General features: G+C 51.6%; 17 protein-coding genes. 9 read left to right on the forward strand and 8 right to left on the reverse strand.

Going from position 1 to position 15,717, the window contains the following annotated elements; translation table 11 throughout:
- Positions 1 to 83: 83 nt before the first annotated feature.
- The 4 genes from AC07N2_RS11565 to AC07N2_RS11580 all read right to left on the reverse strand — a co-directional run bounded on the left by AC07N2_RS11565 (position 84) and on the right by AC07N2_RS11580 (position 5,783).
- Positions 84 to 1,028 (reverse strand): hypothetical protein, encoded by a 945-nt coding sequence (locus AC07N2_RS11565; RefSeq protein WP_494778403.1) that lies wholly within the window; start codon positions 1,026 to 1,028, stop codon positions 84 to 86.
- Complete coding sequence (gene mutS / locus AC07N2_RS11570; protein ID WP_494778404.1) at positions 1,025 to 3,694, reverse strand: DNA mismatch repair protein MutS; 2,670 nt, start codon at positions 3,692 to 3,694, stop codon at positions 1,025 to 1,027. Before mutS ends, AC07N2_RS11565 begins: the two co-directional genes overlap by 4 nt.
- 183 nt (positions 3,695 to 3,877) lie before the next feature.
- A complete protein-coding gene (locus AC07N2_RS11575; protein ID WP_494778405.1) occupies positions 3,878 to 5,221 on the reverse strand; it encodes a DEAD/DEAH box helicase in 1,344 nt (447 codons plus the stop codon).
- A 244-nt stretch (positions 5,222 to 5,465) separates the two neighbouring features.
- Positions 5,466 to 5,783, reverse strand: a complete 318-nt coding sequence (locus AC07N2_RS11580; protein WP_494778406.1) for a DMT family transporter — start codon at positions 5,781 to 5,783, stop codon at positions 5,466 to 5,468.
- Positions 5,784 to 5,864: 81 nt separating this feature from the next.
- Here AC07N2_RS11580 and AC07N2_RS11585 point away from each other — a divergent pair, with 81 nt between their 5' ends.
- A complete protein-coding gene (locus AC07N2_RS11585; RefSeq protein WP_494778407.1) occupies positions 5,865 to 6,290 on the forward strand; it encodes a winged helix-turn-helix transcriptional regulator in 426 nt (141 codons plus the stop codon).
- Between the two features lie 81 nt (positions 6,291 to 6,371).
- On the opposite strand, the gene AC07N2_RS11590 is transcribed toward AC07N2_RS11585, so the two are convergent.
- Positions 6,372 to 7,166: an inositol monophosphatase family protein gene (locus AC07N2_RS11590; protein WP_076591754.1), complete on the reverse strand. Its 795-nt coding sequence runs from the start codon at positions 7,164 to 7,166 to the stop codon at positions 6,372 to 6,374.
- Between the two features lie 131 nt (positions 7,167 to 7,297).
- Here AC07N2_RS11590 and AC07N2_RS11595 point away from each other — a divergent pair, with 131 nt between their 5' ends.
- Entirely contained in the window at positions 7,298 to 8,062 is a 765-nt protein-coding gene (locus AC07N2_RS11595; RefSeq protein ID WP_494778408.1) for an RNA methyltransferase, read from the forward strand.
- A 29-nt stretch (positions 8,063 to 8,091) separates the two neighbouring features.
- Here the strand turns inward: AC07N2_RS11595 and lexA are convergent, their stop codons facing one another.
- Positions 8,092 to 8,754, reverse strand: coding sequence for a transcriptional repressor LexA (gene lexA / locus AC07N2_RS11600; RefSeq protein ID WP_494778409.1), 663 nt, complete (start codon positions 8,752 to 8,754; stop codon positions 8,092 to 8,094).
- Positions 8,755 to 9,027: 273 nt separating this feature from the next.
- Here lexA and rpsF point away from each other — a divergent pair, with 273 nt between their 5' ends.
- The 6 genes from rpsF (at position 9,028) to AC07N2_RS11630 (ending at position 12,715) form a co-directional block, all read left to right on the forward strand.
- Entirely contained in the window at positions 9,028 to 9,396 is a 369-nt protein-coding gene (gene rpsF / locus AC07N2_RS11605) for a 30S ribosomal protein S6 (RefSeq protein ID WP_076591751.1), read from the forward strand.
- 24 nt (positions 9,397 to 9,420) lie between these two features.
- Complete coding sequence (gene priB, locus AC07N2_RS11610; RefSeq protein ID WP_494778410.1) at positions 9,421 to 9,714, forward strand: primosomal replication protein N; 294 nt, start codon at positions 9,421 to 9,423, stop codon at positions 9,712 to 9,714.
- A gap of 15 nt (positions 9,715 to 9,729) precedes the next feature.
- Positions 9,730 to 10,014, forward strand: coding sequence for a 30S ribosomal protein S18 (rpsR, locus tag AC07N2_RS11615; RefSeq protein WP_076591749.1), 285 nt, complete (start codon positions 9,730 to 9,732; stop codon positions 10,012 to 10,014).
- 25 nt (positions 10,015 to 10,039) lie between these two features.
- Complete coding sequence (gene rplI, locus AC07N2_RS11620; protein WP_494778411.1) at positions 10,040 to 10,492, forward strand: 50S ribosomal protein L9; 453 nt, start codon at positions 10,040 to 10,042, stop codon at positions 10,490 to 10,492.
- A 110-nt stretch (positions 10,493 to 10,602) separates the two neighbouring features.
- Entirely contained in the window at positions 10,603 to 11,988 is a 1,386-nt protein-coding gene (locus tag AC07N2_RS11625; RefSeq protein ID WP_076591747.1) for a replicative DNA helicase, read from the forward strand.
- 100 nt (positions 11,989 to 12,088) lie between these two features.
- A complete protein-coding gene (locus AC07N2_RS11630) occupies positions 12,089 to 12,715 on the forward strand; it encodes a DUF47 domain-containing protein (protein WP_076591746.1) in 627 nt (208 codons plus the stop codon).
- Between the two features lies 1 nt (position 12,716).
- Here the strand turns inward: AC07N2_RS11630 and AC07N2_RS11635 are convergent, their stop codons facing one another.
- Positions 12,717 to 12,926, reverse strand: coding sequence for a hypothetical protein (locus tag AC07N2_RS11635; protein WP_494779270.1), 210 nt, complete (start codon positions 12,924 to 12,926; stop codon positions 12,717 to 12,719).
- Between AC07N2_RS11635 and AC07N2_RS11640 the strand changes: the two genes are divergently transcribed.
- Complete coding sequence (locus AC07N2_RS11640) at positions 12,843 to 13,850, forward strand: inorganic phosphate transporter (protein WP_076591745.1); 1,008 nt, start codon at positions 12,843 to 12,845, stop codon at positions 13,848 to 13,850. The genes AC07N2_RS11635 and AC07N2_RS11640 overlap by 84 nt on opposite strands.
- A gap of 80 nt (positions 13,851 to 13,930) precedes the next feature.
- Here the strand turns inward: AC07N2_RS11640 and AC07N2_RS11645 are convergent, their stop codons facing one another.
- Positions 13,931 to 15,592 carry a PhoH family protein gene (locus AC07N2_RS11645; RefSeq protein ID WP_494778412.1) on the reverse strand — a complete coding sequence of 554 codons (1,662 nt, stop codon included), beginning with the start codon at positions 15,590 to 15,592 and terminating at the stop codon, positions 13,931 to 13,933.
- Between the last annotated feature and the right edge of the window lie 125 nt (positions 15,593 to 15,717).

Here is a 15,717-nt window from a genome sequence, read left to right on the forward strand (position 1 = left end):
AATAAAAAACGGATGCTTAAAGGCATCCGTTTTTTTATTGCTGCGATGTATGCTGATTTGAATAACGATGCAATCTGTATCCGTTATCGACGTGTCGCTTGTACCGTAATCGGATTCACCAGCGCGAATAATTCAGGCAGTGCGGGGTTGACCATGATCTTGCGCCAAGGTGGATCCACGCGTAAGGCGCCGACATTACCGTGCCAATCTATCCCTTTAGGCGACGTGACCGGACGAGAATTTTGATCGCTGTGAACGATCAAAATCTTGCCGTGGAATTTTTCGCCGAAAGCCAAAATCTGTTTTCGGATATCGGCGAATCCCTCACGTTTCCCGGATGAGAACATCGATGAATGTTCTGCCTTCAGCAGCGGATTGCCATCGCAGAACAAGACGATGCCATCGACCTTGCTGATTTTTGCGGTGAGGAAGAGGCGTTTCAGCCAGTCACTGTTGGCGGTTTGTCTGTCTTCAAATTCACTGTTACGACCAGCTGCATTCAAATAATTATTGTTGTTGGCCGGCAGGTTGATGGTGGCAAACATCACGTCACCGATACGCCAGCGCATGTTTTCTCCGTAAGAACGGAATTGCGGCATCATCGATTGGCGAACCAATGGAAGCTTGCTATCGCCGAAGGAAAATTCATCAGTGAAAAACAGATCACGGATACGGTTCATGTGCTCTGTTGCAGTGATGCGATTCTTCGTATTGCCGCAGCGTGTCCAGTCATTGCCGGTAATCGAAACGATGACACCATTTTTCGCGCTATCGAGCAATGATCGACGTTCTTTGTACAGCGCGTCACTGCATGCTTCGTTGTCGGCCTTGATGCCGCTCACAACGACGAATGCCAGATTATCTGTGTCGCTTTCTTCTATCGACTCACGCAAAGTTGTTTCACTATTAGCTGATTGAACCGGCTTGGCAATCACGCCGAAGCTGAACGGCGTCGCGTCCACAGCATGCGCCAATGCCGGATGGGCGAGCGCAAGGCAAATCAGTAATTGTGAAACAGAATTTTTCATTCTGACGTGTGCTGATTACTCAGTTCCTTCAAGCGATAAAGTGCATCCAATGCTTCACGCGGTGACAAAGCGTCTGGATTGATCGCTGCAATGGCGTCATCAATCGCGGACGCTTGCTGATGCGCAGGCATGATCTCTTCAGATGCCGACGCATTGCTTGTGCTGGCGAATAAATCAAACTGTGGCGTAACCTGCATCGAATTAGCCTCTAAAGAAGCAAGATGTTTCCGTGCGGCACGAATAACTGGTTGCGGTACGCCAGCCAGTTGCGCCACCTGCAAACCGTAGCTTTGTGAAGCAGGGCCTGCCTGTACTGCATGTAAGAACACAATACTGTCTTTATGTTCCACGGCCGACAAATGAACATTGGCGGCAGTCGGGTGAATTTCCGGCAATTGCGTCAATTCAAAATAATGCGTGGCGAACAGAGTGAAGCTTTTGGTTGTATCAATGAGGTGCTTGGCAATCGCCCATGCCAATGCAAGGCCATCGAAGGTCGACGTGCCGCGGCCGACTTCATCCATTAAGACCAGTGAGTTTTCTGTCGCACCATTCAGGATGGCGGCAGATTCCGTCATTTCCACCATGAAGGTAGAACGACCACCGGCTAGATCATCGGCGGCGCCTATGCGCGTAAAGATGCGGTCGATAGGACCGATCACGGCGCGACTGGCAGGGACAAAGCTGCCGACGTAAGCCAGCAGCGTAATCAAGGCGACTTGTCGCATATACGTTGATTTACCGCCCATGTTCGGGCCTGTGATCAACAGCAATTTGCATTCGCTGGAAAGCAGGCAATCGTTGGCGATGAAGCGTTCGATGTGATTTTCTACAACTGGATGGCGACCTTGTTCGATCGTGATCGTCGGTTCGCTCACCAATTGCGGTGCGCACCAATTGTGACGCATGGCATGTTCGGCGAGTGCAACCAGGGTATCGAGTTGTGCCAGTGCATGTGCGATGTTTTGCAAGGTGGCGATGTGCTGCGTCATTTGTTGCAGCACTTGTTCGTACAGGTATTTTTCACGCGTTAGCGCGCGTTCCTGTGCAGACAAGGCTTTATCTTCAAATGCCTTGAGTTCTGGCGTGATGTAGCGCTCGGCATTCTTCAAGGTTTGACGGCGACGATAGTCATCCGGCACTTTGTCAGTTTGACCGTGAGTGACTTCGATATAGAAACCGTGCACCTTGTTGTACTCAACGCGCAGATTGTTGATGCCGGTACGTGCGCGTTCGCGGGTTTCCAGATCAACGAGGAATTGCCCTGCGTTTTCCGACAGGCCGCGCAGCTCATCCAGTTCTGCATCGAAGCCGCGTGCAATCACGCCGCCATCACGCACCATCGCGGCTGGCTCCATTGCAATCGCACGTTCAACCAGATCGAGGCAATCGGTCGGTGTGGCGAGTGCACCGTGTATTGTTTTCAGCAAAGGTGCATCGGCATCCTTGTTGCACATGGACACATAGGCGCGCAACGAAGGTAATTGCTGCAAGCCGCCGCGCATGCCAGCCAGATCGCGTGGACGGGCTGATAACAGCGCGATACGCGTAGTAATGCGTTCCACATCGGGTACCGAGGCTAAGGTGGAGGCGAGGCCACTACAGGCGTCTGCACGCATCAAGGCATTGATGGCGGCATGACGTGCCATTGCGACTGTTTGATCGCGGCGTGCGTGATGCAGCCAGTGACGCAACAGACGCGAACCCATCGCGGTGCGGCAGTGATCGAGTAAGGAGAACAGCGTCGCTGAATTGGCATCCTGACCGCGTATGGTTTCTGTCAGTTCCAGATTGCGTCGCGTGGCGGCATCGAGGCCGATGAATTCGTTTTCTGTTTCAACCGTCAGCGTACGTACATGCTGCAAGCCTTTGCCTTGCGTCGACTGTGCGTAACGCAGCAGTGCACCGGCTGCACCGATGGCGGCGCTTAGATTTTCTGCGCCGAAACCAGTCAATGTTCCTACACTGAGTTGCTCGTACAAAGCTTTGGTGCCATGCGCAATATCGAAGTGCCAGTCGGGGATCGTGGTGTTTTTTGCGTAAGCAAATTCATTGAACAGATCGTTGACGCTGCCGGGCAATAAAATTTCGGCAGGTGCAATGCGTTCCAGTTCATGCTTCAGACGTGCTTCTGCATTTTGCGCATCGGTGGAAAATTCCATCAACTTCAATGCGCCACTTGCCATCGACAGCCATGCGAGACCTATCGTGACAGTCTTGCGTTGTGTCGTGCTGTAGAGCGCGAGCAAGGGTTGCTCGGATTTTTCCGGCAGTAGATCTGAGTCGGTCAATGTGCCCGGCGTGATGACACGCATCACTTTGCGTTCGACGGGACCTTTGCTGGTCGCCGGATCGCCGATCTGTTCGCAGATCGCAATCGATTCGCCTAGTTTGACCAGCTTGGATAAGTATTGATCAACTGCGTGGAAGGGCACACCCGCCATCTTGATCGGATTACCGTTAGATGCGCCGCGTTGGGTCAGCGTGATGCCAAGCAGACGGGATGCTTTTTCCGCATCATCAAAAAATAATTCGTAGAAATCGCCCATCCGATAAAACACTAGCGTGGTCGGATGCTCAGCTTTGATGCGCAGATATTGCTGCATCATCGGTGTGTGCTTCTCGTTCGGAAGAGGGATGTTTGTTTTTTCGGTTACCGACGACATAGTTGATTCCAAAGTTTCTTCAGCACGTTTTGCTTCTCGGCTCAGCTATTGCAACTGAGCACGGGAAGACAAAAGTAAAGATGACATTGTATTCGACGAGATCGATTTTGTTGGCACCGCAATGCAATAGATATGCTGTCTTTGCCCAAGGGCTGCAACATTTAATGCTGCAGCCTCTGGGGCTTAACGACCTCGGCCGCCTGAACGGTGTGGTGCTGCCGGACGTGCGGTCGAGTTGCCACCAAAACTACGCGATGGACCATTCGGTTTTGGTGCAGGTGCTTTGCCGGATTTTGCCGGGGCATTGCGTCCTTGACCTTGTGGGCGACGACCTTGTACATCGTTGCTGCGACGTTGTATCGGTTGTGGTTTCGCGTTCAGATCAGGCTCGAAGCCGGGAATTACTTCCGATGGCAGCTTGCGCTTGATCAGCTTTTCAATATCTTTCAACATGTCCAGCTCATCGACGCAAACCAGCGACACGGCTTCGCCGGTAGCGCCAGCACGACCGGTACGACCGATACGATGGACATAATCTTCTGGCACATTAGGTAAATCGTAGTTCACGACGTGTGGCAATTGATCGATGTCGATACCGCGTGCGGCGATATCGGTAGCCACCAAGACTTGCAAACTGCCATCCTTGAATTCACTCAATGCGCGTGTGCGTGCCGACTGGCTCTTATTGCCATGGATTGCCATGCCGCTGATGCCGTCTTTTTCAAGTTGCTCTACCAGCTTGTTCGCACCGTGCTTGGTACGTGTGAAGACCAGTACTTGTGACCAGTTATTGGTCTTGATCAGATGCGCGAGCATAGGGTGTTTCTTGTCGCGGTCAACTGGATGAATTTTTTGTTCGATCACTTCAACGGTCGAATTGCGACGTGCCACTTCGATCATGGCTGGTGAGTTTAGCAAGCCATCTGCCAATGCTTTGATCTCGTTGGAGAACGTAGCGGAGAACAACAGGTTTTGACGATTCTTAGGCAGCACTGCGAGTACGCGGCGGATGTCCTTGATGAAGCCCATGTCGAGCATACGGTCGGCTTCGTCCAGTACCAGAATTTCAACCTTGGTCAGGTTGACGGTGCCTTGCTGCATGTGATCCAGCAGGCGACCTGGCGTAGCAACGAGAATATCGACGCCGTGCTTGAGCATTTTGATTTGTGGGTTGATGCCGACGCCGCCGAAGATAACAGCGGAGTTCAGATTCAAATACTTGCCGTAGGTGCGTACGCTTTCTTCAACTTGCGCTGCCAGTTCGCGGGTAGGTGTTAACACCAGGGCGCGGATAGGACGTTGGGCAGAAGCTGATGCATGCGGCACGCCGCTGGTAGCAAGGCGATGCAAAATCGGCAGGGTGAAGCCTGCGGTTTTACCCGTGCCGGTTTGTGCGCCAGCCAGCAAGTCGCCGCCAGCCAAAACAGCCGGGATAGCTTGTGCTTGAATCGGGGTTGGATTGGTATAACCGCTTTCGGTAACGGCGCGAACAATTCCTTCGGCTAAGCCGAGGTCAGAAAAAGACATGAATACTCAATAGAAAATTATCGGCCTGTCGCCGCAGAGGGCGCCAGTCGCAGGCAAACGGGATTAGGGTGCGGAAATCGCGAGACAGCGGCAAGGTGACTGGAGGTATGCCGTGTGCGGCGAGTATAACAGGGCAATGCTGCAGTGCAGATTAAATCTGCCTGAGTGATCTTCCATGGACGCGATGAGGATGCAGAAGCATGTTCAAAATGTCATCAGTGTTTCAGCATTGGCATTGCAGAGCTCACGCATCCAGTACGCGCAGGCCTATCGTACCGCTGACGATCAAGGCGATGCAGAGCAAACGCAAAGGCGACAAGGCATCCTGGAACAGAAAAATGCCGAGTATGGCGACACCAACAGTACCCGTGCCAGTCCAGATGGCATAAGCAGTGCCGGCCGGCAAGTTGCGCATCGCCAGTGTCAAAAACAATACGCTGGCAGCAGCGGCAGCAATGCCGATGACGCTGGGCACCAATCGGGTCCAGCCGTGCGCATACTTCAATGCGATGGCCATCATGATTTCCACTACACTTGCGATTAACAGATAGATCCACGCCATTGCTTGTCTCACGAAGAATTGAACAGGTGTTTAGAATATGTAGACACCTTCTCAGCAACAAGTACGCACTTTTTGGTAACCATGGAATCGACAAAAAAAATCGACATTGAAGCAGTACGATCCGACGTTTTCAGCGCGGCATGTCCGTCCAGAAAAGTATTGGAACTGCTCGCGAGTAAATGGGTTTTGCTGATTTTTCCGGCACTGGATGGCGGGCCTATGCGCAATAGCGAATTGCTGCGCAGGATAGAAGGTATTTCGCAGAAGGTGCTGACGCAAACCTTGAAAGAGTTGGAGCGTAATGGCTTGGTGACGCGATGCGATCTGGAAACCAGTTCACCGCACGTTGAATATGAACTCAGCCCTTTGGGCAAGTCTTTAAGCACGACCTTGGTGGCATTGGATAGATGGACGAATCAGCATTATCCTGAGCTGATGCAGGCAAGGGAAGATTTTGATGCCGAGGATGAGAGCATCGCCGGGCGCATCGTGCACAAATTGAGGTGAGATGCGTTGAAATGATTGGCTTGTCTTGCTGAATACTGTCGACGAACTTCCAGCTTGGTCTGCCGGAAGTTCGTCATCAAACTATCGGGCAAATTCCGACAGCAAATTCACTTGTTGCGAGAACACTTTTGGATTCCCAGCCATTACATCGCCTTTGTACAAATAATCTGCTTCGCCTTTGAACGTACCGACGATGCCGCCAGCTTCGGTTACCAGCAAGGCACCTGCGGCGATATCCCACGGTTGCAAACCTTTTTCGAAGAAGCCGTCGAGACGACCGCAAGCAACATAAGCCAGATCGAGCGCTGCAGAACCTGGACGGCGCAGACCGGCGCAGCTTTGCGTCATGATCTTGAACATTTTCATGTATTCATCAAGGTTGTCGGTAGTGCGGTAAGGGAAGCCTGTACCGATCAACGCATCGGCAATCTTGTCGCGTTTGGTAACGCGGATACGCTTTTCATTCAGATACGCACCTGCACCTTTGGTGGCGGTGAACAAGTCATTGCGAGTTGGGTCATAAACCACCGCTTGCGTGATTTGGCCACGCTGTTGCAGGGCGATGGAAACGCAGTACTGCGGAAAGCCGTGGATGAAGTTGGTGGTGCCGTCGAGTGGATCGATGATCCAGACGTTGTCGTTTTCGTCGTGCAGATTGGCTGAGGCGCCAGATTCTTCCGCCAGGATGGCGTGATCTGGATAAGCGGTTTTCAGAACCTCTATGATCGCCTGCTCGGCAGCCTGGTCGACTTCTGTCACAAAGTCGTTTGGATTTTTTTCCGTGACTTTGACGCGATCGAGATCGAAGGATGCACGATTGATGATGGCAGCGCCGCGGCGAGCAGCCTTGATCGCCGTATTAAGCATGGGATGCATAGAGTTTCCGTTAAAATGGCGGTCCCATCGCCTGAGGGCGAGTGGATCCACCTAAATTGAAATTAATGAGCGATGCGGTATAGAGTTGCCATTTCTGACATGATTCCTACCGCGCAATGCCGCTATTTTAAATGAACCAGCCACAAACTGACACGCCTCTTTTCAATCGCCTGCGTTTTGTGCTGGTGGAAACCAGTCGCCCCGGCAATATCGGAGCGGCGGCGCGCGCTATCAAAAACATGGGTTTTTCAGAGCTGGTGCTGGTCAATCCGCGCTTTCCTGATGCTGCTATGCAGGAGGAGGCGGTGGCTTTTGCCAGCGGGGCGCAGGATATTTTGACGTCGGCGCGCATAGTTGGCTCGATTGAAGAAGCGTTGACAGATTGCAACTATGCGGCGGCAGTGACGGCGCGTTTGCGTGAATTTTCACCGCCTATCATTTCACCGCGCGTATTGGCGACACGCTTGGTCGAAGAGACATCTTTGCGTGCGGCAGTGGTTTTTGGCAATGAGCGCTTCGGTTTGCCGAACGAAATTGTGGAAAAGTGCAATGTCTTGATTAATATCCCAGCAAATCCGGATTATTCATCGTTGAATCTGGCGCAAGCGGTGCAGGTTTTGGCTTACGAGGCGCGTATGGCAACGGTAGGAGATGCGCGCGTGGCGACGGATATCGGTTTTCAGGGCGAAGCTGCGAGCATGACGCAGATCGACGGCATGTACGCACATCTGGAGCAAGCGTTGGTAGCTATCGATTTTCTGGATGCGAATAATCCGAAGAAGTTGATGCCGCGCCTGAAGCGTTTGTTTGCCCGTACGCAGCTGGAAACGGAAGAAGTAAATATCTTGCGCGGGATAGCGAAGCAGATTTTAGCAAAGCAAAAAAATACCGGATAAGCCCGGTATTTTTTGTTTCAACTTTGGTTTTAGTTCCAGCTACGCATCAAACCTACTGCCAGACCTTCCAGCGCAAATTCATCGCGCGACAGATCGACTCGTATCGGTTCGAAATCCGGGTTTTCCGGTAATAACTCGATCAAGGAGCCAGACTTCTTGTAGCGCTTGACTGTGACGTCATCACCCAGGCGTGCAACCACGATCTGGCCATTTTTCGCAGCATCGATTTTTTTCACCGCCAATAAGTCGCCGTCCAGAATTCCCGCATCACGCATCGACATGCCGCGTACTTTCAGCAGGAAATCAGGTTTGGCTGAAAACAACGCAGGATCTACGTCGTAGGTCGCTTCGATATGTTCTTGCGCCAGGATGGGCGAACCGGCAGCCACACGCCCGACTAAGGGTAAGCTCAGTTGCATTAAAGCTGGATGTGGCAAGGCCAATTGTCGGCCGGGGAAGCGTTCCGCGCCATTGCTGCCCATGTCGCGTAAGCGTATGCCGCGTGACGTGCCGGGCGAAATTTCAATCGCGCCTTTGCGTGCCAGTGCTTGTAAATGTTCCTCTGCGGCGTTGGCAGAGCGAAAGCCGAGTTCTGTTGCAATTTCTGCACGTGTTGGCGGGAAACCGGTATTTTCGATCGCGTCGCGTATCAAATTCAGAATTTGCTCTTGGCGTGCTGTCAGTTTGATCATTGCGTAGCCTGGCTTGAAGTGGCGCGTGAGGAGGCACGTTGCCGTGGACTGTTCATATAAACAGTCTGTATTTTTATACAGTGCATGCCTAAATGCAAGCTGATTTGCTCAAATGTGGATGAAATCACTGCATATTCGGTGCAGATGGTTGCGATAAATGCTTGAAAGCGTTGAGTTTTCTGGCCCGTACGCGTATGATTGCTGGTTTTCCTCTTCCCACACTCGTCTTGACGCCGAGGTGGGCAATCTTCAATCCGTCCAAAAGGAGCTTACATGCGTCATTATGAAATCGTATTTATCGTCCATCCGGATCAAAGCGAGCAAGTGCCTGCAATGATCGAACGCTACAAAGGCATCGTCACCGCACGCGGTGGTGTTGTTCATCGCGTGGAAGACTGGGGCCGCCGTCAAATGGCGTACCTGATCCAAAAACTGGCTAAAGCCCACTACGTCTGCCTGAACATCGAATGTGACGGCGAAACACTGGCTGAAATCGAAACCGGCTTCAAATTCAACGATGCCGTTCTGCGCCATCTGACAGTGAAAATGAAGAAGGCTGAAACAGCGCCATCGCCAATGATGAAGGCTGTGCAGAAGGAAGATGCTGCCAAGAGCCATCGCGCCGAGGCACCTGCTGCCTAATTATTGCAACGACGTATCAGGAGAGTGAATCAACTTCAGTTTGTAGCCACCATCGCCGAGCGTGAAATTTTGCGCTACACCCCGGCAGGTGTCCCGATTGTGTCAGCAGTTTTGCTGCACAGTTCGCAACAGACGGAAGCAGGTGTTCCACGATTGGTCGAGTTTGAAGTTGCCGCGATTGCCGCGGGAGAAATTTCAGGCAGATTCAATCAAGCCGAATTAGGCGGAACATATCAGTTCACTGGTTTCCTGGCACGTAAGAGCCGTAACAGCAAAAGCCTTGTTTTCCATCTCACAGATTTCGAGACCCACATTTAGATACAGGAGCCCAAAATGGCATTCGGTAAAAAATTCGACAAAAGCAAACTCAAAGAAAAACGCAAACAACAAAACCCTTTGTTCAAGCGTAAAAAATTCTGCCGCTTCACAGCTGCACATGTAGAACAAGTTGACTACAAAGACGTGGACACCCTGAAAGATTTCGTTCAAGAAAACGGCAAAATCATGCCAGCACGCTTGACCGGCACCAAAGCAATCTATCAACGTCAAGTCGATACAGCAATCAAACGCGCACGTTTCCTCGCGTTGTTGCCGTACACCGATCTGCACCACGCGTAATAACGACTTGAAATAGGAGAAAAACATGCAAGTCATTCTGTTAGAAAAAGTCGTTAATCTCGGCAACCTCGGTGAAGTCGTTAAAGTAAAAGACGGCTACGCACGTAACTTCCTGATCCCACAACGTAAAGCCCGTCGTGCTACGACTGCTGCCGTTGCTGAATTCGAAGTCAAGCGCGCAGAGCTGGAAAAAATCGCTGCAGAAAAATTGGCAGCTTCGCAAGCACAAGGCGAGAAATTGACCGGTCAATCCGTTCAAATCACGCAAAAATCGGGTGTTGACGGCCGTTTGTTCGGTTCCGTTACCAATGCCGATATCGCTGAAGCGTTGACCAAGCAAGGTTTCGCAGTTGAAAAAGCACAAGTTCGCTTGCCAACAGGCCCGTTGAAAGTCGCTGGCGATCACGTTGTTGCAGTTGCATTGCACACAGACGTAGTCGTTGAAGTGACGATCACCGTAGTCGGCGATCACGCTTAAGTTGTATTAAAGTACCTCAGGCACTCGTTGCCTAGAAAAAGCCGGGTTTTCCCGGCTTTTTTATTGCCCATTTTCTTAAGCCGCCGCTCGCAACAGGTATAATTCGCGCCATGAACACCCGTGCCGATCCGCAATTAGAGTCCCTTCGCGTCCCCCCGCATTCGATAGAAGCTGAGCAATCCGTCCTCGGCGGCTTGTTGCTGGATAACGCAGCGTGGGATCGTATTGCCGATTTCGTCAATCAGGAAGATTTCTACCGTTACGATCATCGGATCATTTTTCAGCACATCGTCAAGCTGATCAATAACTCCAGACCGGCTGACGTGATCACCGTATTCGAGGCCTTGACCAATAGCGGCAAGGCAGAAGAAGTCGGTGGCGTGACCTATCTGAACGCGCTGGCGCAGAATACGCCTTCCGCTGCCAATATCCGCCGCTATGCCGAGATCGTGCGTGACCGCGGCGTACTGCGCAAGCTGATTACTGTTTCGGATGAGATATCCGGCAATGCATTCAATCCGCAAGGCAAGGAAGTCAAGCAGATGCTTGATGAAGCCGAATCCAAGATTTTTGCGATTGCGGAAGAGGGTGCACGTGGTGCGCAAGGTTTCCAGGAAATCCAGCCTTTGCTGACCCAAGTCGTCGAACGTATCGATGAACTGTATAACCGCGACAGCACCAGCGATATTACTGGCGTACCAACCGGCTTTGCCGATCTGGATCGCATGACCTCTGGCTTGCAGCCAGGCGATTTGATTATTGTGGCTGGTCGTCCTTCGATGGGTAAAACCGCGTTCTCGATCAACATCGGTGAAACAGTCGCGATCGAAAGTGGTTTGCCGGTTGCTGTCTTCTCGATGGAGATGGGCGGCACACAGTTGGCAATGCGTATGCTGGGTTCGGTTGGTCGTCTGGATCAACATCGCTTGCGTACAGGTCGTCTGGCTGATGAAGATTGGCCACGTCTGACGCATGCGATTCAAAAGATGAACGATGCGCAGTTGTACATCGATGAAACGCCGGCGCTGAATTCGATCGAACTGCGTGCACGCTCGCGTCGCCTGTCGCGTCAATGCGGCAAGCTGGGTTTGATCATCATCGATTACTTGCAACTGATGTCGGCGAATACTTCAGGCGAAAACCGCGCGACGGAAATTTCCGAAATCTCGCGTAGCTTGAAAGGTTTGGCCAAGGAATTGAATTGCCCGGTGATTGCGCTCTCGCAGTTGAACCGTTCGCTGGAGCAACGTCCGAACAAACGTCCCGTCATGTCCGATTTGCGCGAATCCGGCGCTATCGAGCAGGATGCCGACGTGATTTTGTTTATTTATCGCGATGAGGTGTATAACCCTGATTCGCCAGATAAAGGTACCGCGGAAATTATTATCGGTAAGCAGCGTAACGGCCCGATTGGCAGCGTACGCCTGACCTTCCTCGGTCAATACACCAAATTTGAGAACTACACCGGCTCGGCCGCCCTGTATCAAGGGGATTGATGTAGTGATTGTTTGCGTATTTTAGAGTTCTCTTCAAAGACCACAGGTCTTTGTAGCTAATCACAGTATTTCAACATTTTCATATTCAAAGAGAGTAATTATGTTTGGACGACTTCTACCGAAAGAAGGCAAGTTTTTCGATCTCTTCAACGAGCATGCCGAGTTTTGCGTCAAAGGCGCGAAGGAAATGGTTGCCTTGATGACCAATTTCGATGACCTGGAAATTCGTGTACATGCGATCGAAGGTATCGAGAAGCAGGCAGACAAGGTAACGCATGCGACGCTGGACGCTTTGCATAAAACCTTTATTACTCCGCTCGATCGTGATGACATCCATCAACTGATCACGCGCATGGACGATATCCTCGATTTGCTCGAGGATGCAGCGCAAACAATCTCTCTGTACGACATCAAGGCGATTACACCTGAAGCCAAGCGTTTGGCTGAGTTGTGCCTGGCTTGTACCGAAAAGGTCAAAGCCGCAGTCGCTCTGTTACACAACATGGACAACTCGCGCGAGATTTTGGCTATTTGTCAGGAAATCGATCGTTTGGAATCAGATGCAGATCACGTGATGCGTGCTGCGATGTCCAAGCTGTTCCGTGAAGAACCAGATGTACGCAATCTGATCAAGCTCAAGGCAATTTACGAATTGCTGGAAACTGTTACGGATCGTTGTGAAGACGTCGCCAATATCATCGAAGGCATCATCGTCGAGAACGCTTGATTCATTGAGCATAACGTTGGTGTGCCTTGCCGTTGTTTTTAATGACGCGCAAGGCTGTCTTGTAAGTTTCGCGGTTGCTGATGTAGTTGTCGGCGACATACGCAGATTGAACTAAGAATAAATATCCATGCAAACTCTCCACATGAGCCTTTATGTCCTGGCCTTTTTGATCATATTGGCTTTGATATTCGATTTCATGAATGGCTTTCATGACGCGGCAAATGCAATTGCGACGGTGGTATCAACCGGCGTATTGAAGCCGCAAACCGCCGTGATGATGGCGGCGTTTTTCAACTTCATCGCAATCGGCGTTTTCCACCTTAAAGTGGCGATGACGATCGGTACAGGCACGATTGATCCCATTGTGATTGATCACTACGTTGTATTCGGTGCCTTGGTAGGTGCGATAGTCTGGAATGTAGTGACTTGGTATTTCGGCTTGCCGTCGTCCTCGTCACATGCATTGATCGGTGGTCTGGTTGGTGCGGCAGTGGCCAAAGCTGGTACCGATGCATTGATTTCCTCCGGTTTGATTAAAATCATCGCTTTCATCGTGTTGTCACCTTTGCTCGGTTTCCTGTTCGGTTCCTTGATGATGGTGTTGGTATCGTGGTTGTTCGTCAGATCAACGCCGCGTAATGTGGATCGTTGGTTTAGAAGGCTGCAATTGTTTTCTGCTGCAATGTACAGCTTGGGTCACGGCGGTAACGATGCACAGAAGACCATGGGGATAATCTGGATGTTGTTGATCGCTGCAGGCGTATCGACAGCAGCCGATCCGTTGCCATGGTGGGTCATCATCAGCTGCTACACCGCGATCAGTCTGGGTACTTTGTTCGGCGGCTGGCGTATCGTCAAAACGATGGGACAAAAGATTACCAAGCTGAAGCCTGTTGGTGGTTTCTGTGCTGAAACCGGTGGTGCGATTACCTTGTTCCTGGCAACTGCCTTGGGCGTGCCAGTATCGACCACGCATACCATTACTGGTGCGATTGTTGGTGTTGGTGCATCGCGCAAGATGTCGGCCGTGCGTTGGGGTGTTGCCGGCAATATCGTCTGGGCGTGGATATTCACCATTCCTGCTGCAGCCTTTATGGCAGCGATTGCATGGTGGGTTGGGACGATGATTTTGTAATGCTGTAATGCTGTAATGCATCGCAATAAAAAAAGCCTGCTGATTCAGCAGGCTTTTTTGTTTCTGGCGAACCAGAGTTGTTACAACACTTCGCTCGCGTGATCTGCCAGACGTGAACGTTCGCCGCGTGCCAGTGTGACGTGACCGCTGTGTCCCCAACCTTTGAAGCGATCAACCACATAGGTCAAACCGCTGGAGCCTTCAGTCAGGTAAGGCGTATCGATCTGCGCGATGTTACCGAGGCAGATGATCTTGGTGCCCGGACCTGCACGAGTGACCAAGGTTTTCATTTGCTTAGGCGTCAAGTTTTGCGCTTCATCGATGATCAGGAACTTGTTGACGAAGGTACGGCCGCGCATGAAGTTGAGCGACTTGATCTTGATGCGTGAACGAATCAGGTCTTGCGTTGCGGCACGGCCCCATTCACCGGCATCGCTGTCGGACTTGTTCAACACTTCAAGGTTATCGTCGAATGCGCCCATCCACGGCGACATCTTCTCTTCCTCGGTACCAGGCAGGAAGCCGATGTCTTCGCCGACAGGAACGGTTACGCGAGTCACGATGATTTCGCTATAGAGCTTGGTTTCCAGTACCTGCGCCAAGCCGGCAGCAAGTGCCAGCAAGGTTTTACCGGTACCGGCTTGACCGAGCAGTGTGACGAAATCGCATTCCGGGTCCATCAACAGGTTCAGTGCGAAGTTCTGCTCGCGATTGCGTGCAGTGACGCCCCATACGCTGTTTTTGTTGTGCGCATAATCACGCAGCGTTTGGAGGACGGCGGTCTTGCCGTTGATTTGTCTTACCTGACCGTAGAACGACGCTTCACCATTCTGCGGTTCCATGTAGACGAACTGATTGACCAGCATCGATGGTACGACCGGGCCGCTCAAGCGATAGAAGGTATAACCGGTGCCGTGCTTGTTTTCTTGCCACGACTCCATACCTTTCGCATGTTTGACCCAGAAGTCATCTGGCAATTGCATGATGCCGGAGTAGAGCAGATCAGTATCTTCCAATACGTGATCGTTGAAATACTCTTCCGCCGGCAAGCCCATGGCGCGTGCCTTGATGCGCATATTGATGTCTTTCGACACCAGCACAATGGAGCGACCTGGATATTGTGCTTCCAGTGCGCGAACCACGCCGAGAATCTGATTGTCAGCCTTGCCCATAGGCAGGCCTTCAGGCAGGGTGACGTTTTGCAGTTTGGTCTGGAAGAACAGGCGTCCTTTGGCGTCCTTATTGCCGAGCTTCGACAGAGGAATGCCTTCATCAATGGCATTTTCTTCAATGCCGTTGACCAGTGCATCCAGCGAACGCGAAACCTGACGGGCGCTGCGAGCAACTTCGGACATGCCTTTCTTGTGATCGTCCAGCTCTTCCAATGTCATCATTGGCAGATAAACATCGTGCTCCTCAAAGCGGAACAGCGAAGTCGGGTCGTGCATCAAGACATTAGTGTCGAGTACGAATAATTTGGTTGGTCCTGACTTGTCCACTGGGCGGCGTGCACCAGACTTGGGTGCCAGCGCAACGGTTTGTGCAGAGGACGAGCGTGGTTTCTCGGATGGCGTCTTGTCGGCGATTTTCGCGCGGACAATGGCAGGCGCCGGCTCGGGGGTCTTGCGTGCTACCGGTTCAATCAGTGTCAACGATTTGACAATCTTGTCCTTATCAGCCTTGGGATAGTCTTGCGGTGACAGCAACGCGGCAGGCTTGGTCGGTAGTTTGGGCAGTGGCATCAGGACCTCGATCTAGAAAGTTTGAGAACATTTACAACAGGTACTAACGGTGGTGCAGACGCGAAAAATCGGGGTTGGAAAGCCGAGAAAAAAGTGGATGAGAGAGAAACATACAAATTAAAAAG

It is taken from the genome of Herminiimonas sp. GW821-FHT09C12 (genome assembly GCF_059416385.1).